The sequence below is a fragment of the Halothiobacillus neapolitanus c2 genome, assembly GCF_000024765.1.
Lineage (GTDB): Bacteria > Pseudomonadota > Gammaproteobacteria > Halothiobacillales > Halothiobacillaceae > Halothiobacillus > Halothiobacillus neapolitanus.
This window is the reverse complement of record NC_013422.1, coordinates 186,989-205,933: the sequence shown is the minus strand read 5'-3', so window position 1 is coordinate 205,933 and position 18,945 is coordinate 186,989. Positions and strand designations below refer to the sequence as shown.

General features: G+C 55.0%; 18 protein-coding genes. 7 read left to right on the top strand and 11 right to left on the bottom strand.

The genetic code is table 11. The annotated features are described in order from the left end of the window. Positions 1 to 73 precede the first annotated feature (73 nt). Together HNEAP_RS00985 and HNEAP_RS00980 are read right to left on the bottom strand one after the other, a co-directional pair. Positions 74 to 988 (bottom strand): DNA adenine methylase, encoded by a 915-nt coding sequence (locus tag HNEAP_RS00985; protein WP_012823101.1) that lies wholly within the window; start codon positions 986 to 988, stop codon positions 74 to 76. After that, positions 988 to 1,830 (bottom strand): EcoRV family type II restriction endonuclease, encoded by an 843-nt coding sequence (locus HNEAP_RS00980; RefSeq protein ID WP_012823100.1) that lies wholly within the window; start codon positions 1,828 to 1,830, stop codon positions 988 to 990. Before HNEAP_RS00980 ends, HNEAP_RS00985 begins: the two co-directional genes overlap by 1 nt. 219 nt (positions 1,831 to 2,049) lie before the next feature. On the opposite strand from HNEAP_RS00980, the gene ribF reads away from it, so the two are divergent. The 4 genes from ribF to HNEAP_RS00960 all read left to right on the top strand — a co-directional run bounded on the left by ribF (position 2,050) and on the right by HNEAP_RS00960 (position 6,155). After that, positions 2,050 to 2,991, top strand: coding sequence for a bifunctional riboflavin kinase/FAD synthetase (gene ribF / locus HNEAP_RS00975; protein WP_012823099.1), 942 nt, complete (start codon positions 2,050 to 2,052; stop codon positions 2,989 to 2,991). A 148-nt stretch (positions 2,992 to 3,139) separates the two neighbouring features. Continuing rightward, positions 3,140 to 3,889, top strand: coding sequence for a DUF2076 domain-containing protein (locus tag HNEAP_RS00970; RefSeq protein ID WP_012823098.1), 750 nt, complete (start codon positions 3,140 to 3,142; stop codon positions 3,887 to 3,889). A gap of 292 nt (positions 3,890 to 4,181) precedes the next feature. Beyond that, entirely contained in the window at positions 4,182 to 5,195 is a 1,014-nt protein-coding gene (locus tag HNEAP_RS00965) for a sulfurtransferase (RefSeq protein WP_012823097.1), read from the top strand. Positions 5,196 to 5,300: 105 nt separating this feature from the next. Further along, positions 5,301 to 6,155, top strand: a complete 855-nt coding sequence (locus HNEAP_RS00960; protein WP_012823096.1) for an inositol monophosphatase family protein — start codon at positions 5,301 to 5,303, stop codon at positions 6,153 to 6,155. 227 nt (positions 6,156 to 6,382) lie between these two features. Here HNEAP_RS00960 and HNEAP_RS00955 read toward each other — a convergent pair whose 3' ends face one another. From HNEAP_RS00955 to ectA, 3 genes are read right to left on the bottom strand one after another with little or no spacing between them, the layout of a single operon-like run. Further along, the gene (locus tag HNEAP_RS00955) at positions 6,383 to 6,790 is read right to left on the bottom strand and encodes an ectoine synthase (RefSeq protein ID WP_012823095.1); all 408 of its coding nucleotides are present in this window, start codon (positions 6,788 to 6,790) and stop codon (positions 6,383 to 6,385) included. Next, entirely contained in the window at positions 6,787 to 8,076 is a 1,290-nt protein-coding gene (gene ectB / locus HNEAP_RS00950) for a diaminobutyrate--2-oxoglutarate transaminase (RefSeq protein WP_012823094.1), read from the bottom strand. The genes HNEAP_RS00955 and ectB overlap by 4 nt, the downstream gene beginning before the upstream one ends. A gap of 33 nt (positions 8,077 to 8,109) precedes the next feature. Next, positions 8,110 to 8,598, bottom strand: a complete 489-nt coding sequence (gene ectA, locus HNEAP_RS00945; RefSeq protein ID WP_012823093.1) for a diaminobutyrate acetyltransferase — start codon at positions 8,596 to 8,598, stop codon at positions 8,110 to 8,112. A gap of 182 nt (positions 8,599 to 8,780) precedes the next feature. Between ectA and opgC the strand changes: the two genes are divergently transcribed. Beyond that, complete coding sequence (gene opgC, locus HNEAP_RS00940; RefSeq protein WP_012823092.1) at positions 8,781 to 9,923, top strand: OpgC domain-containing protein; 1,143 nt, start codon at positions 8,781 to 8,783, stop codon at positions 9,921 to 9,923. Between the two features lie 12 nt (positions 9,924 to 9,935). Here opgC and HNEAP_RS00935 read toward each other — a convergent pair whose 3' ends face one another. Beyond that, positions 9,936 to 11,438, bottom strand: a complete 1,503-nt coding sequence (locus HNEAP_RS00935) for a protein adenylyltransferase SelO (protein ID WP_012823091.1) — start codon at positions 11,436 to 11,438, stop codon at positions 9,936 to 9,938. Positions 11,439 to 11,571: 133 nt separating this feature from the next. Between HNEAP_RS00935 and HNEAP_RS00930 the strand changes: the two genes are divergently transcribed. Both HNEAP_RS00930 and HNEAP_RS00925 read left to right on the top strand, forming a co-directional pair. Beyond that, positions 11,572 to 11,919: a high-potential iron-sulfur protein gene (locus tag HNEAP_RS00930; protein WP_012823090.1), complete on the top strand. Its 348-nt coding sequence runs from the start codon at positions 11,572 to 11,574 to the stop codon at positions 11,917 to 11,919. A 324-nt stretch (positions 11,920 to 12,243) separates the two neighbouring features. After that, positions 12,244 to 12,843, top strand: coding sequence for a thioredoxin family protein (locus HNEAP_RS00925; protein ID WP_012823089.1), 600 nt, complete (start codon positions 12,244 to 12,246; stop codon positions 12,841 to 12,843). Here the strand turns inward: HNEAP_RS00925 and HNEAP_RS00920 are convergent. From HNEAP_RS00920 to HNEAP_RS00900, 5 genes are read right to left on the bottom strand one after another with little or no spacing between them, the layout of a single operon-like run. Further along, positions 12,840 to 14,279: a DUF4381 domain-containing protein gene (locus HNEAP_RS00920; protein ID WP_012823088.1), complete on the bottom strand. Its 1,440-nt coding sequence runs from the start codon at positions 14,277 to 14,279 to the stop codon at positions 12,840 to 12,842. The two genes, HNEAP_RS00925 and HNEAP_RS00920, sit on opposite strands and share 4 nt — an antisense overlap. After that, a complete protein-coding gene (locus HNEAP_RS00915) occupies positions 14,276 to 16,234 on the bottom strand; it encodes a hypothetical protein (protein ID WP_012823087.1) in 1,959 nt (652 codons plus the stop codon). The genes HNEAP_RS00920 and HNEAP_RS00915 overlap by 4 nt, the downstream gene beginning before the upstream one ends. A gap of 2 nt (positions 16,235 to 16,236) precedes the next feature. Beyond that, the gene (locus HNEAP_RS00910; protein ID WP_012823086.1) at positions 16,237 to 17,256 is read right to left on the bottom strand and encodes a VWA domain-containing protein; all 1,020 of its coding nucleotides are present in this window, start codon (positions 17,254 to 17,256) and stop codon (positions 16,237 to 16,239) included. A gap of 7 nt (positions 17,257 to 17,263) precedes the next feature. After that, entirely contained in the window at positions 17,264 to 17,809 is a 546-nt protein-coding gene (locus HNEAP_RS00905) for a hypothetical protein (RefSeq protein WP_041600313.1), read from the bottom strand. Next, the gene (locus HNEAP_RS00900; RefSeq protein ID WP_012823084.1) at positions 17,806 to 18,879 is read right to left on the bottom strand and encodes a DUF58 domain-containing protein; all 1,074 of its coding nucleotides are present in this window, start codon (positions 18,877 to 18,879) and stop codon (positions 17,806 to 17,808) included. Before HNEAP_RS00900 ends, HNEAP_RS00905 begins: the two co-directional genes overlap by 4 nt. Positions 18,880 to 18,945 lie beyond the last annotated feature (66 nt).

Sequence of the window (18,945 nt, the reverse complement as noted above, 5' to 3'; positions counted from 1 at the left end):
CTAGCTCGCCTGTCGCTGTACTCACCGGTAAATTTGGAGCGCAGCGGAAAATTAATCCGAGTGCGATATTTTGTTATGCGCTTTTGTAATGAAGCTTTGGCTCGAGTAGTGTTAGCTGTTCTTGCTTTGGAGCCTCTGGATACTCATATAGCTTTGTATCAATTGTTGTAACTATTGCTTCTATCATTGGATTTCTATTTTTTTCACTACCACCAACATGATAAAAGTGTTCTTTAGTTAGAATGTTAAAATTGTTCCAATGCGATTCTATGTATTCATTCTTTCGGTAGTCGTTATGGTGCCATGTTGATAGAATAAAATCACACCGCGCTTCAGAAAGATTTTTAAAAAGAGATATTTCATGTGATTCATCCCAAGAATTAAAATAGTCGGCATGTCTATCTATATAAGGTGGATCACAGTAGATAATATCGCCAGTCTTTGCCTCTGAAATCGTTTCATCAAAAGATTGACACTTAAAATCAAAATCTTTAGCGGCGATCAACCTGCTAACGCTTGACACCTGGTTCACAATTTTAGTGACATATGCCTGAGCAAAGCGGTTTGGTTTTTTACAGAATGGAATATTAAACCAGCCTTTTCGGTTAAATCGAATCATCCCGTTAAAACCTGATCGATTTAAAAAAAGGAAATCCAAAGGGCTGTGGCTCTCATTGAAACGCTCCCTAATACTGTAATAATGCTCGCCACCTTTCTCTTGAAGCAATGCGCCCTCTTTAACAAGATAACCTCGAACTATTTCTGGTGTAATTGCTCCAGACTTAATAGCAGAGTAGAAGTTAATCAGGTGAGGATTTGTATCGCACATCAATGCTTTATCGGGAGCAACATTGAAAGCAACCACACCGGTACCCATGAAGGGCTCGACCCAGCGGCCTCTGAACTTTTCTGGAACTAAGCTTTTTATCCAAGGAACCAACTTTGTCTTAATTCCTTGCGATTTTATAGGCGGCACTGAAACCTTCATTACTTCGACTTTCCAGGTGTACGATTTTGTTTTGGCACGATTAGAGATACATCCCCTTTTCTATAAGCAACAAATTCTTTGAGATTTGTAATTTTTTTTGTCCCTCCTTTACCATCAGGAACCGTAATCTTTTTATAGTTCATCCAATAATCGTCAAACCACTCTTCTCCGAGATTGGAGAACATCCCCTTACCTTCGATAATATCAGCAATATTATTTATGCTGCCAATATTGGCCGTATTTCCACTCCCACTCTTATCGCTGGCTATTCGCCACTTCTCGGCAACAAAAAAACTAAATTTACCAACCACCGATGTAATAGATGTTAATGAATCCAAACTGTATATTTTAGTCTCATCTATATCACGAGAATCCACTCTGTCATATATAATTCCTAAGCAGTAGTGCCCAGAATATGATCCATAGGGAAACTGGATGTTCTTTGTGCTAGTCCTGTCCTCAAAATATTTACCATGAGACCCTAATGTAAAACCATTGCATAAATGAGGCTTACTGGGCTGACGATATGTAGTTTTAAAATCGACAGCGAATCGGACAGAATCATCGTCATTATCAACGAATGATATATCTGGATAGTAGTTCTGATGATCAGCAAGGACTATTTTGTAGCCATGCTTTTCTGAAAGCTCCAGCAACTTTGGGAAAATGTGTATCTCAAGTATTTTTGAAATAATTTTAGTGTCCGACGAAATTGTGTAGATATTCTTATACATATCTACAAAGCCTTTTATAGTCCATTGCCCATCCTCGCTGCTTATGTAGCCTTGCAAGGTCGTAACAAACTCTTTTAATGCTTTTTCGAAATCTGACTTTTTATTCACTTAGTGATTCCTAAAGTTAAAACTAGGGCGATTCTACTATGAATTTCAATTTCGCTGCATGACGCTTAATTATTTGATATATCAGTCGCCACACCCCAGCTGCGATGCACTCGAGCCCCTCGCGATGGTTTTCGTGGATGCCTAAATCCGATTTTATCCGGCCACCCGCGTTTTGTGATAAAACATCGGCTCGATCGATCCACCAACTGAGCCTGTTTTATGCAACTGATTCGCGGTCTGTGTGCCTTGCCCGCCTTCCCGGATGGCTGCGTGGTGACGCTGGGTAATTTCGATGGCGTGCACCTGGGCCATCAAGCCGTCCTCAGACAGGCCGCCGATCAGGCCCGAGAATTCGGGCTGCCACTTGTCGTATTAATCTTCGAACCACTGCCACGCGAGTTTTTCGCACCCCATGCTCCGGTGGCCCGCCTGACGCGGCTTCGCGAGCGCGCAGCGTTCATTGCCGAACTTGGGGTGGTGGACGTGTTACTGGTGCATCCGTTCAATGCGGCCTTTGCCCAATCGACCGCCGAGGCATTCGTCGAACAGGTACTGGTTGACGCACTCCACGCGCGCCGCATCGTCATTGGCGACGATTTTCGATTCGGGAAGAACCGCCAAGGCGATTTCGCCCTGCTCGAACAACTCGGGCAGCGATTTGATTTTTCCGTGCAGGCCGCCGCCACCTGGGCGCTGGATGGCGAACGCGTTTCATCCACCCGCATTCGAAGCCATCTGACCGAACGGGATGTCGCTGGGGCGGCACGCCTGCTTGGGCGGCCGTTCACCTTGTGCGGTCGAGTCATCCATGGCGACAAACGAGGACGGCAACTCGGGTTTCCCACAGCGAATGTGGCATTGCATCGCAGGCTCTCGCCACTGAGGGGCGTCTTCGCGGTGAAAACAACGCTGCCCGATGGCGCTATCGTTAACGGCGTGGCGAATGTGGGCACGCGCCCAACGGTCGATGGGCAAGACGCGCGACTGGAAGTGCATTTATTTGATTTCGATCGGGATATCTACGGCCAGATGGTGCGAGTGGCGTTTTGTCATCCCTTGCGCGACGAACAAAAATTCAGCTCTCTTGAGGCATTGATGGAGCAAATCACCCGGGATGCGTCCGCAGCGCGCGCTTGGCATGACCACGCTGCACACCCATAAAGTTATCAGACACGCCCTTTTGCAGCTGGGGAAAATTATCCTCGACTAACTCGTGAGTGGTTCCTTGACCGGTTCTGAGGAACCTCAACGGTTGCGATCCATCCAAGCTATGAATACGCGCTATGCCCCCCCCATCGAGAGGCCACTTATGAACGCACAAGAACACACGTTACTCACCGATTTGTTGAACAAGTTGAAAGAAGCCGCACCCGGCGCAGCGGCAGCAAAAGATCCTGAAGCAGACCAGCTGATTCGAGACACTCTGGCCGCCACGCCGGATGCCGCCTACTTGCTGGTACAGCGGCACCTGTTGCTGGAAATGTCGCTGGAACGCGCCCAAGCAGAGCTCAAGGCCATCCAAGCCAAAGCCTCCGGCAGCTTTCTTGGTGGGTCGATCGGTTACGCTGCGGATAGTCGCCCCACACAAACTAACGCCTACGGACAACCGATCGGTCGGGCCGAGCCCGCAGCCGTCGCCGCGACCACGTCACAGGCCGCCACATCGACCACGCGACCGCCATTCGGTGGTGGCTCTTTTCTCGGCACGGCAGCGGCCACCGCGACCGGCGTTCTCGGCGGCGCCTTGCTGTTTCAGGGCATTGAACACCTGATGGGCGGTGGCTTGGGTGGCAGCGCACTGGCAGGCAACCAACCCGTGGAAGACGTAACGAGCCTCACTGAAAACGTGTATGAATCGCCTGCCGACATGAGCGCAGATACGGCTTCTGGCGGTTGGGATAACGCCAGCATGGCCGATAACGGCTCGGCATTCGATGACCCCATGGCCGACCCGATTGACCCGATGCAATCGGATAACAGTGGATTATTTGATCAGGGCAACTCGGGCGGCGGATTATTTGATGGCTTGTTCGGCGGTGGCGATGATGACTGGGTTTGATCAGTCATGAGGCCAATGCCTTGCTTTTCATAAGCGACCCCGGGAAATAAAAACGGGGAAACAGAAATAACAGCCTCATGGCCAAAAAGCCATTATGCGAATATGGCTTTATTCACGGCTCTCTTCACCCATTGAAGCTCAAATGAGCAAACACTCCAGGGGCTCTGGCTCTTTGCCAAATATAAATGCTCTCTAACATTTGGCGGTTCGATACCGACCACTAAAAATTTGCTTTGCGATCTGGTTTTGTGCGGTTCAGATTGAAACTCTGCTCATGAACAAGGGCTGGATCATGCGACAACGTTGCCTTGGAAAATTCGCATTCTGGTGTTTTTTCAGTTTTCTGTCCTGTGCAGCGACTCAAGCACATGCCACAGCAATGCTCACGTTGCCGGGGCCTGTGGTCTGTGCACAGTGGCTGCATGCGCACAGCCGAGACGTGCAAATCGTCGACGTGCGCGACGATCCAGACAGCCTCAGCACGCCACCGATTTTTTATACGCAAAATGGACAGAAACACCTAAAGCGTGTGGGTGGGCACATTCCAAGCGCGCTTTCAGTAGATTTCCTGGCACTGCGAAATACCCACCGGGTCGATGGTTTGAGTCTGGATTTCCAGTTCCCGACCCCAGCGGAGTTCCAGTCTCTGATGCAAAGCATCTGCCTGCAATCCAACGAGCCGATTGTCATTGCACCGACGGGCGATTCAGCCATCTCATTGCAAGAGGGCGCCCTGCTGGCACTTGAGTTGACGGTATATGGCGTTCCGACGAGCGAAATTGCTTTACTCAACGGCGGCACTCATGCCTGGATCACGGCGGGTTTTCCGATTTCGACAAACACCATTTTCCCCGCCAGTGGCAGTCATTGGCGCGCGAAGCCCGCTCGCGCCTCTATCCTTGCGCACACGGCGGATGTCCGCCGTCAACTCGACCGGGGCGGACTGGTGCTGGACGCACGGCCACTGGATCAATTTGTGGGCATCACGCACAGTCCAGTCGTTACGCTGCCCGGTCGAATTCAGGGTGCCACCGCCCTGCCTGCCGAAGTGATGTACACACGAGCGGAGGACGGCTCATGGCACTTCCTCACGCCCGAACAGTACAGGAATGTACTGGCTGCGCTTGATATAGAAATGGATAGCCGGACAAAGGCGGATGCGATCGTCTACTGCAACACGGGACAATACGCGGCCGGAGCATGGTTCATTCTGAATCGCATCATCGGTGACTCCGATATACGTTCTTATGAAGGTTCACTGTACAACTGGGAGCACCACGGCTTGCCGGTCGTTGGTCTTAAATGACTTATCTGAAACGCCATCACAACACTGGGCAAGAGTGGAAGTTTCATCGACAGCATCTCGATTTGTTATCGTACGCTCCCATTTTTATCGGCCGGAAAAACCCAGATGACATCGAACCAACCAGATCTACCAGCCGTTGATTCGGGCTTGAATTGGTCTGCCGATTGGCCTCAAACCTGCGAAGCCATGCGCCGGATTGCCCGCCAGCACATGAGCATGGCGGCAACCGAGGTCGAAACCAAGGCGGATGGCAGCTGGGTGACGGCTGTCGATCACGCGGTTCAAGCGGCCGTTCAGGACTGGCTGGCCGAGCGATTCCCTGCCATCGGTTTTCTGGGCGAAGAGATGACCGACGAAGAACAAAATGCTGCCTGGGCACGCTGCCTTGCAGGAGAACAGGCGCTCTGGGTCGTCGATCCGCTGGACGGCACCAGTAATTTCCGTGCGGGCTTCCCGGTGTTCTCGCTCACACTCACGTTGCTTCAGCACGGTCGGGTCATTGCCGGACTCGTTTACGATCCCGAACGCGATGAGCTCTTTCACGCCCGTCGCGGCTCCGGCGCATTCCTCAACGAAACCCGCCTGGATGTACGCACACTGCCCGCGTTGCCGTTGGCGCGCTGTCTGGCCATCGTCGATTTCAAACGCCTGAATAAAATGCTGGCGTGTCGTCTCGCCGGAGATGCACCGTATGCTTCGCAGCGTTCCATCGGCTCGGTTGCTCTGGACTGGTGCTGGATCGCGGCCGGACGTGTTCAGGTTTATGTGCATGGCAAACAAAAACCCTGGGACTACGCCGCAGGGCAATTGATCGCACTGGAAGCGGGCGCATCCTCGGCCGCGCTCGATGGCCACCGTGACGCGCTGGATGATGAACTCAAACTTGCGCCACGATCAGCGGTTGTTGCCGTTAGTGAATCGTTGATGGACGAGTGGCTGGCCGTATTGCTGAACCCATAAAAAAACGCCCGAGGCTAATCAGCTCGGGCGTTTGAACGCTCAAAAAACAAGCGCTGAAGGCATCCTCGATTGTTTAGGAATCTCTGATGAAATCAGAGATTCCGTGCGGCATAGGGATGTGCCGCCATGAACGATCACTCAAGTGATTGTTCATGAAGAAAATAAAAAATCACATTTTTTGATTTTCGTCCTCTGAAAATTTCAGGATGAAATTATTCAGGATTTCATTAATCGATACCCGGTAACAACAACGGATAATGCCCGTTCTCGTCATGCACTTCCTTGCCGGTCAACGGCGGATTGAACACGCAGATCAGGCGCATGTCTTCCGTGCCGCCCCGCAGGTAGTGCCGATCATGGTTGTTGAGCAGGTACATCATGCCGTCGCTGATCTTGTGCGTGGTGTCGTTGGCAATGTCGTGGATTTCACCATTACCTGAAACGCAATACACCCCCTCGATGTGGTTGGCGTAATGGATGTAGGTTTCGGTTCCGGCACGGATGATGGTGTCATGGAAGGAGAATCCGACGCCATCATCGGCCAGCACCAACCGGCGGCTGACCCAGTTGCCATTCTCGGCTTCTACCTCACGCTCAGTACCCAAAATATCGGGCGTCAATCGACGAACAATCATGCTGTAACCTCTTGCTTGGTTGTGGGATGTTTTGCGGCGGTCGCTTCAATCGCGGCTTCCAGGATATCCAGCCCCTTGTCCAGCTCCGCCTGGGAGATGGTCAACGGGGCGAGAAACTTGATGACCTGATCCGTCGCGCCTGCCGTCTCGGCGAGCAAGCCATGCTCGAAGGCTTCACGGGAAACTTCGTTGCAGAAGCCCTCGATTGAAGATTCAATCCCCCAAATCATGCCCAAACCGCGCACATCGCTGATGTGATCCGGGAAACGGGCTTTGATCGCTCGAAAACGTTTCTCGACCCATTCGCCTTTGCGACGAATTTCCTTGGCGAACTCATCGTTGTCCCAACGCTTGAGTGCCGTAGCCCCGGCGATGAACGCGAGGCTGTTGCCGCGGAAGGTGCCGGTATGCTCGCCCGGAGACCACTGATCGATTTCGGGGCGCATCAGCACGATGGCCATGGGCAGGCCCGTGCCGATGGATTTCGAAATGGTGATGATGTCTGGCGTGATGCCCGCCCGCTCGAAGCTGAAGAAATTACCCGTGCGGCCATTGCCGACCTGGATGTCATCGATGATGAGCAGTATGTCCAGATCGCGGCACATTTTTTCGAGCTTTTTGAGCCATTCGATGCTGGAGACGTTAATACCGCCCTCGCCCTGAATCGTCTCGACAATAATACCCGCCGGCACTTCGTAACCCGAGCTGCCATCCTCGTAATACCGCCGCATCATGTCGATGCTGTCCATTTGATCATCTTCATCGAAATACTGATCAAACGGCATCTTGGTGACGTTCAGTGGCACGCCGTAATAATCGTCGTGATAAAACTCGTTGCCGGTCACGGCGAGCGCACCGAGCGTATGCCCGTGATAGGCATTGGTGAAGGCGACGATTTTTGAACGTTGTTTGACCTTGCGCGCCAGTTTCAGCGCGGTTTCCACGGCGTTGGTACCGGTGGGGCCGACGAACTGGATCTTGTAGTCCAGCCCCCGAGGCAGCAGAATCGTTTCCTGAAACTTCTTGATAAAGTGATATTTGGCATCAGTCGCTTTATCCAGCGCGTTCAACATGCCGTCGCGCTGGATATAGTCGATCATCGCTTCTTGCACGGCAGGATCATTGTGGCCGTAGTTGAGCGACCCCGCGCCACCGAAAAAATCAATGTACGATTTGCCGTGGTGGTCCCAAACTGTCGCGTTTTTGGCACGGGTGAAAATAGTCGGGAAGGAACGGATGTAACCGCGTACATTAGATTCGTATTTTTCGAACAGATCAATGTCCATAAAGGGTTCCTCGGATAGTGAAAGTAAAGGGGCTCATCTCAACGCGATCGAATAAAGATCTTCCGGTTGATGACCGGTGTCCTGACCTGCGTTGAGTAATTCTGAAGAAAGGTAGGGCGACACCGTGAGTGGGCGATCCAGCCGCGCCGCCCAACGACGGAACAACGCCTGAGAAGCCGTGTTATCAGGGGATATGGTGAGTTCGACTCGACGAATGTCGTCGAACCAGGCGCGCCCGGTGAGCGCTTCGAGCAAACCGGAAGCCATGCCCTGTCCACGCCAGTCGGGGTGAACGGCTACCTGCCAGATGAACAAAGTATCTGGCGCACGGGGCAAGCGGTATGCGGTAAGAAATCCGCAGAGCACCGAATCAGATTCGGCTACCACACAGGTGTCGCGAAAATGATCCGAGAGCAGAAAATAAAGGTAGGCCGAATTGACATCCAACGTACCCGCTTCAAGCACCATCTGATGAATGCGCGCCCCATCGTCAAGGCGCGGTTCTCGATAGTCTAAAGTCATGATTTTATTTCGTCAGCTACACCCAAAAAGGCGGCTGCGTTAATTCAAATGAGTCAAGAGGTTAACGCGATGAGCGCCAAATTTCAAATCGCAGCCGGACTTTTTGCCCCGGGAAACGGGTAAAAAACGCACTAATCTCCCGTTCGCAATCCGCTCCAACACCCTTCGGAACAACCCGCGCCATGAGCCACACGCCGACTCAACCAACCCAAACCAACCGATTGTTATATCTGGACTTTCTAAGGGGACTGATGTTGATCGGCATCACGCTTGGGCATTTTGGGCCCACCTTCGAATGGCTGATGTGGCAACCACTGGGATTTTTCAGCAATGCCGAGGGCTTTGTTTTGCTTTCCGGCACCGTTTTCGGGCTGGTCTACGCCAAACTCGAGCAACGCGACCCCGCCTCAATGGCCGTCAAGGCGCGCAAACGGGCTTGGCTCATCTACCTCAGTCACCTGGGTTTGTTGCTGTTCGTTGCACTCTACACTTGGGCCACTAACGGCTGGGCAGATGACTGGCGTAGCCACGCACAATTCATCGCCGAGGCGCCCGCGTTGGGGCTGATACTCGGCACGTTGCTCATCTACCAACCGCCGCTGCTCGATATCCTGCCGATGTACGCGCTGTTTGTGCTTATCGCGCCGGGGATCATCCGTCAATTAGTCGCCGGGCGCGTTTGGCTGGTATTGGGTGTCAGTCTGGTTATCTGGTGGTTGTTCTCGCAGGTAGTCGGTGGTGGGCATTGGCGTACGACCATCGCTGACTCTTTGGGCATGGGCTTTCCCTTTCAGGTCGGTGAATTCGATCCGCTGACTTGGCAGGTTTTGTTTTTCTTTGGTACCGCACTGGGCGTTCTCATGTTCCAGCGACGCCTGCCTCGGCAACCGCAGATCGTGCTCGCACTCATCGCCATGGTCGCGGTGGTTTTGTTTTTTGGGCTTCGCCATGAGCTGATTGCCATGCCCGCCTTTTGGAACCCCGCCTGGGTGGATCGGCACGAACTGGCCTGGCTGCGGCTGGTCAATATCGCCGCGCTGATCTACACATTCTGGACGCTGCTGTATCTGGCGCGCAAGGTGAATTGGCCCGCCTGGGCACGGGCACTACCGAAACCGTTTGCCTGCCTTGGGCGCCATAGTTTGGCGGTATTCAGCGTGCATGTGGTGCTCATTTATCTCACCATTCCAATCCAGATGACCTACCCGCTGTTCTGGCGTTATGTGATCGGTTTGAGCCTGATATTGATCCTGTTGGCGCTGGCTTGCGGCCTGGATATTCGTGCCAAACGGCAGCGGCAGACGCAGCTCATTCCTGTTCGGTGATACCGGCGGTTTTCAGGTGCCGCAAAATGTGGTGAACGGTCCAAACGACGCGGGTGCCGGTTCGCAATAGTTCTGCCACTCGGGGCGATCTTCAAACGGATGCGTGACCGCCGCGAGCAACGCGTGAAAAGGCGAAAAATCACCCTCACGCACCGCGGCTTCAATCATCGCTTCTACCTGATGATTGCGCGGAATGATCACCGGGTTCACGGCATCCATGCGTTCGGCACGCTCATCGGCCGTGCCTTTTTCCTGCGCTATACGCGTATTCCAGTGCTCAAGCCAGTCGGCAAAATCTGCCGAGCCATTGAACAGCGAGCGCAGCGGTTCTACATTACCGCGCACCACCGTCGATAGTTGCCTGAAACCTTTCGTGAAATCGACCCTTTCGGACTGCATGGCCGCCAGGAACCAGTGAATCAGCTCCGTATCGGCGCTATCGCTCACGCCCGTATCGCTACTCAAACCGAGCTTGGGGCGCATGGCCGCCAACCAATGCTGGGAATAACGCCCGGGGAAATCAGCCAGCACGGCATTGGCCTGAGCGATCGCTGCGTCCCCATCCGTATCGATCAAGGGCAGCAGGCTTTCCGCAAAGCGCGCCAGATTCCAGCGCGCGATATTCGGTTGATTGCCGTAGGCATAACGCCCTTGCAGATCAATCGAGCTGAAAACCGTTTTCGGGTGATAGGCCTCCATGAACGCGCAGGGGCCGTAATCGATGGTTTCGCCCGCGATGCTCGTGTTATCGGTATTCATAACGCCATGCACGAACCCGACCGACATCCAGCGCGCCACTAGATTTGCCTGCGCATCGACCACCGCTTCGAGCAGCGCACTATAGGGCAAGGCGCTGTCCTTCAAGGTAGGATAATGACGATGGATGACGTAATCGGCGAGCTGCTTTAACCGAACGGCATCCCCACCGCGCGCGGCGAGAAACTCGAAGGTGCCCACCCGAATATGGCTTGCCGCCACCCTTGTGAGGATGGCACCCGGCACCTCGCCCTTGCGCCACAGCGTCTCTCCGGTGGTCACCGCCGCCAAGCCGCGTGTCGTCGGAATGCCTAAGGCATGCATGGCTTCGCTGACCAGATATTCTCGCAGCACCGGGCCAAGCGCCGCCTTGCCATCGCCGCCGCGCGAGAACGGCGTGCGCCCCGCGCCTTTGAGCTGAATATCGCGCCGTTTTCCGTGGCGATCGATCACTTCCCCCAGCAGCAAAGCCCGACCATCGCCCAGCAACGGCACAAAATTGCCGAACTGATGCCCGGCGTAGGCTTGGGCCGATGGCGCTGCGCCTGAGGGTATGATGTTTCCCGAAAAAATCTGTGCCCTGGTCTCTTCGCTGGGCAAATCAAGTGCCATCTCGGCCGCCAGTGATTCGTTCCAGGCGATCATTCGCGGATTCGGCACCCGATCTGCTTGAGCGGGCAGACACAAGTCAGCAACGGCATAGGCCAACGTCTGCTCTAGATACCAGTTTGAATCGTCCTGCTTGGAAGTAAAAGACATGAGGCTCCTCGATAAGAAACGGCGATATGGCAAACAGTATGGCCTGATGAACAAAAAATCGGGAGTAAGGCTGAAAAAGGTAGCAAAACAATCTAGTATATAAGGGCACTAAAAAGCACACAGGAGATTGAACATGAGTACTCATCATTCTGACAGCGCCTCTTCGCCAACCCGTCGTCATTTTCTGAGCGTTGCCGTTAAATCGGCCGTGCTCATTCCAATGGCTGGCATGGGCATGGCGCGCCTGGCCGTAGCCGCTGACTTACCGCACCTGTCGCCTTCCGATCCGACAGCCAAGGCGTTGAACTACGTGGAAGTTGCCTCTGAAAGCAAAAGTTCGGCGTATCAGTCGGGTGACGCCTGCGATAACTGCGCACTGTATCAAGGCGATCGCAAAGCCGATTGGGGGCCATGCGCCGTTTTCCCTGGCAAAGATGTCGCGAGTAAAGGCTGGTGCAGCTCTTACGTTAAAATGGGTTGATATCCAAGCTGCATTGCATTCGTTTACCGTGTTTCAAAGCCCGCTCACTGCGGGCTTTGCTCGTTTTCAGTCCGCGAATCAAGTGGCTCTATCAAATTTTTATCTTATAAGAGAGTATAAGAACCGCAGAAGAATTCCGTTACGGAATTTCCGGGGTCAAAATCAAAAAATTTTGATTTTCTTCATGAGTAATCACGTAACCGTTCGTTCATGCTGGCGCAGCCTTGTGCGGCGCGGAGCCTCTGCTTGAACATGGGCTACATAATAAAACTTAGTACATCATTCGAGGCGCAAAGCCCAATTTCAATGATCGGGGGAGATCAAATGACCAAAATGCCAACACACCACCGCGCATCTGCACGGCGCAGGTTCTCGCTTATGCTGCTCATGACGGCATTTTTTATCGCAACGCCCGTTTATGCCGCTGCGCAAAACGGGGGCGACTCCGATAGCGGTGTCGAAATGGTCGGTAATGTCGCCTATGTCGATCATCTCACTAATTTACCCGCCGATTTTGCCGTGATGCGTGAGAAAAAGATCCCCATGATGATCTTCTTTCATGCCAGCTACTGCGGATATTGTGTGCAGGTAGACAATCAATTTTTGATCCCGATGCGACTTGATCCTGAATTCAAAGGCCGCTTGCTCATTCGCCGTGTGTTGGTGGATGGCGACACCAAATACATCGGCCTTGATGGTAAAGAACACGATTACCCCCATCTTGCCAACAAGCTGGAAGTTCGCGGTGTGCCTTATATTCTGTTCCTTGCGCCGGATGGCTCGCGCATTACCTCAATCCAAGGGACTGCGTACGAATTCTACGACTACTACCTAAGCAAGGACATCAACCTCGCCACCGACTGCGCCAAACATCCCAATCAGAAAAAATGCGATGGCAGCAAGAACGGACCCGGGTTGAACTAATCAGATGCCGTTGGACGTGGTGCATTGAAAAACACTTTCGGCAGCCAGCGCACCAATTCCTGATGCGTTTGCGGCCAGTTATCCAAGCAGTTTTCCGATACGGGTCCATCACTATTGCCATAACAGGCCGCATCAAGGGCCTGTAGTGCGGCGATAAATCTTGGATTGGGCGCGCGCTCGATCATGCCTTTGATGCTCGATTCCCCCGTTAATTGGCGCAATCGATGCAAAACAGCTCTCGGCGTATCCAGCTCGGCCAGTTCAACTTGAGCGGCTCGGTGCTGGCAACGTCGCTGCCACCGTTTTCGCGCATCATTCAGCGCATAACCCAAACCATAAGCCACCACGAGCAAAAGCAAAACGCGCCACCACCAAAATTGCACCGCATCTAACACGCGGGCACTGGCCGGGGCGGGCCAACTAATGGAACGCGCGGGCAGCACTGTCTCGCTGATATGCTGACCGGGATCGGCAACTGTGCTATCGATAAACGGCAAGCGTAATTCGGGTAGCATTCCGTTGGTGTCTCCTTGTCCCTGTGGATCGGGTAACAGCGAGATGCGCACAGTGAAAGTCTGCGCCAGCGGATCATCCGCTGGGGGTTTGTCGTCGGTCGCGCGGCGAATTTCGGCATGGCCCACACCGAGTGCAGCGGTGCCGATCAATTGTTCGTCCAACAATTTGCTTAAGGCATACGTCGTGAGGTTTTGGCCGGTAATGTGCAGCACCCAATCCACCGGTTGGCCCGCAGCCAACTTCGGAAGTGGCTCCGATGAAATCGCAAGCCTCGGCGTCACGGGCAAATAGGCGGGCCAAAACCCCGGCAAAGGGCGCACCGTAAGCGTTCGGGCCACGGGAATGAATGCGTAGCGCGTGGCCGAATCGCCAACTTCACGGAAGGTCATCTCAGCGAATTTGAGTTCGATGTCGCCCGCCGCCAGAGGTGTGACGGCGAATCGGTACACACGCACGTTTGCCATGCGGCCATCGATTGAGCGCAGTTGCTGATCGATATCGATGCGTCGCGTTTGAATATGCTCGCCATAAGGACGATGCAGGGTCAAGGAGGCCAATGTTTTATTGCGATCGGTGATGGTAAGCGTGACCAAAAACGGCGCGCGCTCTAAAAATCCATTGGCCGTGGCGTTGGGCATGGGCGTAATGCGGGTTTGCACCGTCATACCGTCGGGCAAATGCCCCGCACCGGATTGGGTATCCAGATCGGTTATCGGCGGCAAGGCGGTAACGGGGCCAAAATCTTGCGGCACGCCGAATGGTGTCGTGTTGATGGTTTTGGGTTGATTTTGTGGCGTGGGTATATCAAAGGCACAGGCTGGTTGCCCCATTAACCCACCACCGGCGAAGACCAAGAGCAGAAAGAACCGCCTAATATTTACCCAAAATACTGGCATAGAGATACACGTAACCCAACTCATGGCGCACCTGCTGGCATTGCCTGATTTTTGCCCGGCGCGGTGAGGGTCGGCAGATGGTACGGCTGCTGGCGCAATAGGCCATCGAGCAACGGGGCGGGCGCATCATGAATCAAAGTCAATTTGGAGCGGGCGCTGCTCTCGGTCGCCGCATTCAGGGCAAACGGCGTGGTGGGCTGGGTTGCGGTTGTCGATGCTTGTGACGAGCCCGCGCTCGCGCCCTGGGATTTTTGAATTTCTTTATCCATTCGGCTTTTTTCCGGATCCTTGAAATAACCGTATTTTGCCGCTTGATGACCCTGGAAACGCGTGCTGTTTTTGCCATTTTTCGCAAAGGATTGCAGCATTTTTTGCACAATGCCGCGATTGGTCAGTGCGGCGGCTGTAAGGGTTTCATCAGGCGGCTTGATGGATAGCACATAGGTAAACGCGTCGCGGGCCTCGGCATAGCGCCCCGCGAGAGTGAGCGCATCGCCGAGATTGAACGCGGCCTGTGCTTTTTGTGTTGGCGTGTGCGCCAAGGTAACGGCCATCTGTAATTGATCGACCGCAAACGCGTAATCGGCTCGTCGAAACGCGGCCAAGCCCGCACCGAAACGCGCGGCGTAGCCTTTGGCGGCCGAGAAGGCGACTTGTGCTTGGGCGTATGAGCCCGCTTTGAGCGCACGATTACCGGCAGCCACTTCTGCATCATCGGCTGAACGACTCATAAAGGTTGCGGCAGTATGATTGGGTTTATCGGCAGCCCAAGCGCCGCTCGGTGCGAACGATAACCCGGCAACGAGTGCAGACATCAGCGCACCGTGGATTGCCACTAAAAGGAAAGCAGCGATCGGGGGTTTTGTCTTATTTGGCCGAAGCAGCCGAGCCACAAACCCGTTCAGCGGCTTGAGCCCAAGCGATAGTGCAGCCAGAGCCAGCAAACTCAACCAAGCCAGCATCAAGGGCAGCTCATGCAAGGAGCGCTGCGCCTTGGCTGAGTTTTTATCCGGGGCGCGGTTGGGCACGGCGCTAACCGCTTGACGGATAAACGCCACATCCTGCGGTAATGTATGGGTTTGCGTGGCCGCGCCGCCGGTCAGCTTCGCCAACTCCGCCACCCGTTGCGGCGCGGGCTGGCTTGTAATCACCTGATCTTGGGTGTTTTTCAAGGGCAAGCCATCTTTAAGCAGTGGCCCACCGGCTCCGGCGACCGTTACGGCAATCAAGCGCACGTCGGCTTTGTTTAATGCCTGTGCGGCGGCCAGTTCACGGCTACCCAAGGCGCCTTGAAAACTGTTGGCATCGCCACTGGTCAACCAAACAACCACACCGCCGCGCATGTCAGGCATCTGGGCAATCCAGTCAAACGCACGATCGGGATGCGGCACGGCCAAAGGATGGGCCAAGTGCGCTAATTGCTTGAGATAAAACGCGAACAGATTCGCATCGCCCGTGGGCGGCAGCAGCAATCCTGCCTCGCCGTTATCGATCATCAAGCCCAAGCGATGCGTGTTGAGCGCTTGCCCAAGTAATTCCAGCAGGGCGGTAGCGCGTGATTGACGATTCGGGCTGACATCCGCCACGCTCATGGCAGCAGTGTCATCCACCACAAACAGCACCGGTGGCCGTGTCGCCAACTGTTCATTCTTGGCTTTCATCACCTGAGGCCCGGCCAGTGTGAGCGCCAGCGAGAACCAGAACAGCAGCCAAAAAGACGGGATCAATCGACCTCGAAGGCGACCAGCCCAAGTGGTTGACGCTTGCGACGCGCGCTGCATCGCCCAGTGTTGCAAGGATTCATCGGCATAGTTGAGTATTTTTTGCCGCGCGCGCCAGCGCCAGATGAATAGCGCCAAGGGCACCAGCAGTAGGCCAAGCCACAGCGGTTCGGCCAAGTGCGGCATCACAAGCGGGCGCTGCGACAACCACACAAGCACGTCGTGCAGCCCGAATATATTGGCCGTTGATGACAACATGCTCAACTCGCTGCCTCTGGCTCACGCCATAATAGAATCTGCGCCCATAAAAAGAGCGCCGTGGCCAGAATCACAAAACCGGCATACAGGGGAATGTGCCGCCGCTCGGTCGGGGTGGCGGATTTTGGCGCAACGCTCGCTGCAATCTGGTCGGTCACAGCATTCATCGCAGCCAGATCGCTCGCTAAAATCGGCTTGCCGCCGGTCAAGTCGGCCAATTGCGCCAAGCTAGGCTGGCCTTGATCGGGCGGGCTGCCTTTGGGGGCGAGATTGACGGTAAACAGCTTGATGCCATAGGCGCGTGCCAATGCCAGCGCTTCGGCCGGTGTCATCAAGCCGCCGGTGCTGAACCCATCGGTCCAGACCACCAGCAAGGGCGCGGGCTGACCGGCCTGGCTTTGCGCGGCAATGCTGCGAATTGCCATGGCCAAGCCATCGCCAAGTGCCGTATCCGAGCCGTTGATGCCAGCGCGTAACTGGCGAATCCAGTAATCGAGCACGGCATGATCGGTCGTCATCGGCACCAAGGTGCCCGCTGAATTAGTCACCACGATCACCGAAAACCGATCTTGTGGTCGGGCCGCGATAAAGCGCAACAAGCCCTGTTTCATCGCATCGATACGCGCAATAAAGCGATCTTTTCCGGCAGGAAAATCCTCGGCTTGCATACTCGGGCTGGCATCCACCAACAACAGGATGGAACGCGCTGGTGGGGGGGCGGGCAGAAACTCACCCTGCCATACCGGATGGGTCAGCGCGATCACCAAAGCGGCATAGCTGGCCAGCCACAACCCAACGATCAAGCCAGCGCGGCGTGCCGGTGGCGGCGTGTGCTGATGATCAACAATCAAGGGGTGGCGTAGCATGATGGCAGCGGGGCGGTGGGTGAGGTAACGCTTTAGCGGCGCGAACGCCCAAGGCAGCGGCAGCAGTGCCAGCAACCACCAGGGAGATGCCATACCCAAAGAGGTCAGGCCCAGAGAAGTCATACCCAAAGAAGTCATCCCGTCGAACCCGCTCATAGGCGCCTCATGAGTGCGGCATCCGGTTCACTTGGGCGGTGGCCGCCGCCGTAGCGTTGCGGCGCGAGCATTCCTGCATGGCACGCAGCAAAGCAAACCAATCCTCATGTGCCGCTTTTGGACCGAATCGCAAGATATCCAGCCGCATGACCAGCGTCCGCCAATCGGGCGACAAAGCGCGTCTGTCCAACGCGGAGCTTGCCTTGAAATAACGCGGCTGAAAATACTTCGACAGGGCCCATGTTAATGCCGCGCCCAGCGGTTCCGGCACTTGATCGGGATGACGCCGCAGCAGGTGTTGCAAACGGCGAATCTGCCAACGCAGAACACGGCCACGCCAATCGCGCCAAAACCAGATAGCGAACCCGATCAATACTCCAAGCAACAGCCCCCAGACCACAATCCCCACCGCGTGATGCTCAATTGCATGACCCAGCATGGCTTTGGCATGCGAAGCGGCAGTGGGCGCGTTCGGCATCCAGACATCAACCAGCCCCTTGGGTGCGCCATCGGGCAAGCCATCGGGCGGATGAATCATCGCATCCTGATTCATGACGATGCACCCATCGAACGGTTCGATGCACGATTCGGGGCGTTATTCACGGGATGATGTTGGGGCTGCTCCGCACTTTGGCGGCTATGGCCTGTTAGCAGCAATTCGCCAAAACCATCAATGAGTGCAGGCACATCGGTGACGGTCTGGATTTCATCAAACAATCCGCCAACCCCTTGGCAAAACGCGCGAACGGCGGACTGGCGACGGGTGAATCGCTCGCTCAGTTCGGCGCGGACGGCGGGGTCATGGGTGTCGAGCCGTTGCGGCGGTTGGGCCATGAAGGTAACCGCACCCATATCTGGCAGCAGGCGTTCGGCGGGATCGATCACCGACAGCAGCATCAAGCGCTGCTTTTTCGCCAGGGGTAACCAGCCCATCAAGCTGGCATCTTCGGTAAAGTCGGTTTGAAAATCGCTGAGCACGATGACGATTTGCCCCTCGGGCAGGCAGCCTTGCATCCGGCCGCGAAAACCCGTCCAGTCGATCGGTTGCGGCGTGGCCGGTGGCGCTAACCACTGGCCAATTTCTTGAAGCTGATTGAGCAGCGCGGCTCGGCTTGTTGCCGGATGACGCGGCACGCGGTTCGCCAAACCCGGCGTGTGCAGGGCTACCGATAAGTTCTGGTGCAGTGCGGCGGCCGTCAACAGATGCGCCACGGTGAGCGCCTGCGTTATTTTGAGCTGACGGCGCGTGCCGAAGAACATCGAGTCGCTGGTATCGAGCACAATATGGCATTGGCGCTGGGCCGGTTCACGGAAAACCCGCACCACGGGTTCCGGCGTTCGCGCGGAGATGCGCCAATCGATCAGATGCGATGGCTCGCCCGGTTGATAGGCGCGCAATGACTCGAAATCCATGCCCTGCCCGAGCCGCACCGCACGCTGATCGCCCGGAAACCAGACCGCGGCGGGCAGTTGTTCAGAGGCGAGTGGCGGGAGCTGCCCACCGAGCTGCCATGCGGTTTCAATGACCGCGGAGGTGGGCGCTACGGCATCAACAGGCTCGCCCGCCGCATGATGTGTGCTGCGGTTTTTCAAGGAATGGAAAAGATAACGGAGTGTATTCACAGTTCAGCGCACCTCGAAAAACCTACTGCGCTGTCCGATTGCGGCGTCACGTGCTCGTTCACGCCT

Excerpts from the sequence above, each read along its gene's own strand:
- HNEAP_RS00985 (WP_012823101.1), bottom strand. The coding sequence starts at position 988 with ATGAAGGTTTCAGTGCCGCCTATAAAATCGCAAGGAATTAAGACAAAG.
- ribF (WP_012823099.1), top strand. The coding sequence starts at position 2,050 with ATGCAACTGATTCGCGGTCTGTGTGCCTTGCCCGCCTTCCCGGATGGC.
- HNEAP_RS00970 (WP_012823098.1), top strand. The coding sequence starts at position 3,140 with ATGAACGCACAAGAACACACGTTACTCACCGATTTGTTGAACAAGTTG.
- HNEAP_RS00965 (WP_012823097.1), top strand. The coding sequence starts at position 4,182 with ATGCGACAACGTTGCCTTGGAAAATTCGCATTCTGGTGTTTTTTCAGT.
- HNEAP_RS00960 (WP_012823096.1), top strand. The coding sequence starts at position 5,301 with ATGACATCGAACCAACCAGATCTACCAGCCGTTGATTCGGGCTTGAAT.
- HNEAP_RS00955 (WP_012823095.1), bottom strand. The coding sequence starts at position 6,790 with ATGATTGTTCGTCGATTGACGCCCGATATTTTGGGTACTGAGCGTGAG.
- ectB (WP_012823094.1), bottom strand. The coding sequence starts at position 8,076 with ATGGACATTGATCTGTTCGAAAAATACGAATCTAATGTACGCGGTTAC.
- ectA (WP_012823093.1), bottom strand. The coding sequence starts at position 8,598 with ATGACTTTAGACTATCGAGAACCGCGCCTTGACGATGGGGCGCGCATT.
- opgC (WP_012823092.1), top strand. The coding sequence starts at position 8,781 with ATGAGCCACACGCCGACTCAACCAACCCAAACCAACCGATTGTTATAT.
- HNEAP_RS00935 (WP_012823091.1), bottom strand. The coding sequence starts at position 11,438 with ATGTCTTTTACTTCCAAGCAGGACGATTCAAACTGGTATCTAGAGCAG.
- HNEAP_RS00930 (WP_012823090.1), top strand. The coding sequence starts at position 11,572 with ATGAGTACTCATCATTCTGACAGCGCCTCTTCGCCAACCCGTCGTCAT.
- HNEAP_RS00925 (WP_012823089.1), top strand. The coding sequence starts at position 12,244 with ATGACCAAAATGCCAACACACCACCGCGCATCTGCACGGCGCAGGTTC.
- HNEAP_RS00920 (WP_012823088.1), bottom strand. The coding sequence starts at position 14,279 with ATGAGTTGGGTTACGTGTATCTCTATGCCAGTATTTTGGGTAAATATT.
- HNEAP_RS00915 (WP_012823087.1), bottom strand. The coding sequence starts at position 16,234 with ATGTTGTCATCAACGGCCAATATATTCGGGCTGCACGACGTGCTTGTG.
- HNEAP_RS00910 (WP_012823086.1), bottom strand. The coding sequence starts at position 17,256 with ATGAGCGGGTTCGACGGGATGACTTCTTTGGGTATGACTTCTCTGGGC.
- HNEAP_RS00905 (WP_041600313.1), bottom strand. The coding sequence starts at position 17,809 with ATGAATCAGGATGCGATGATTCATCCGCCCGATGGCTTGCCCGATGGC.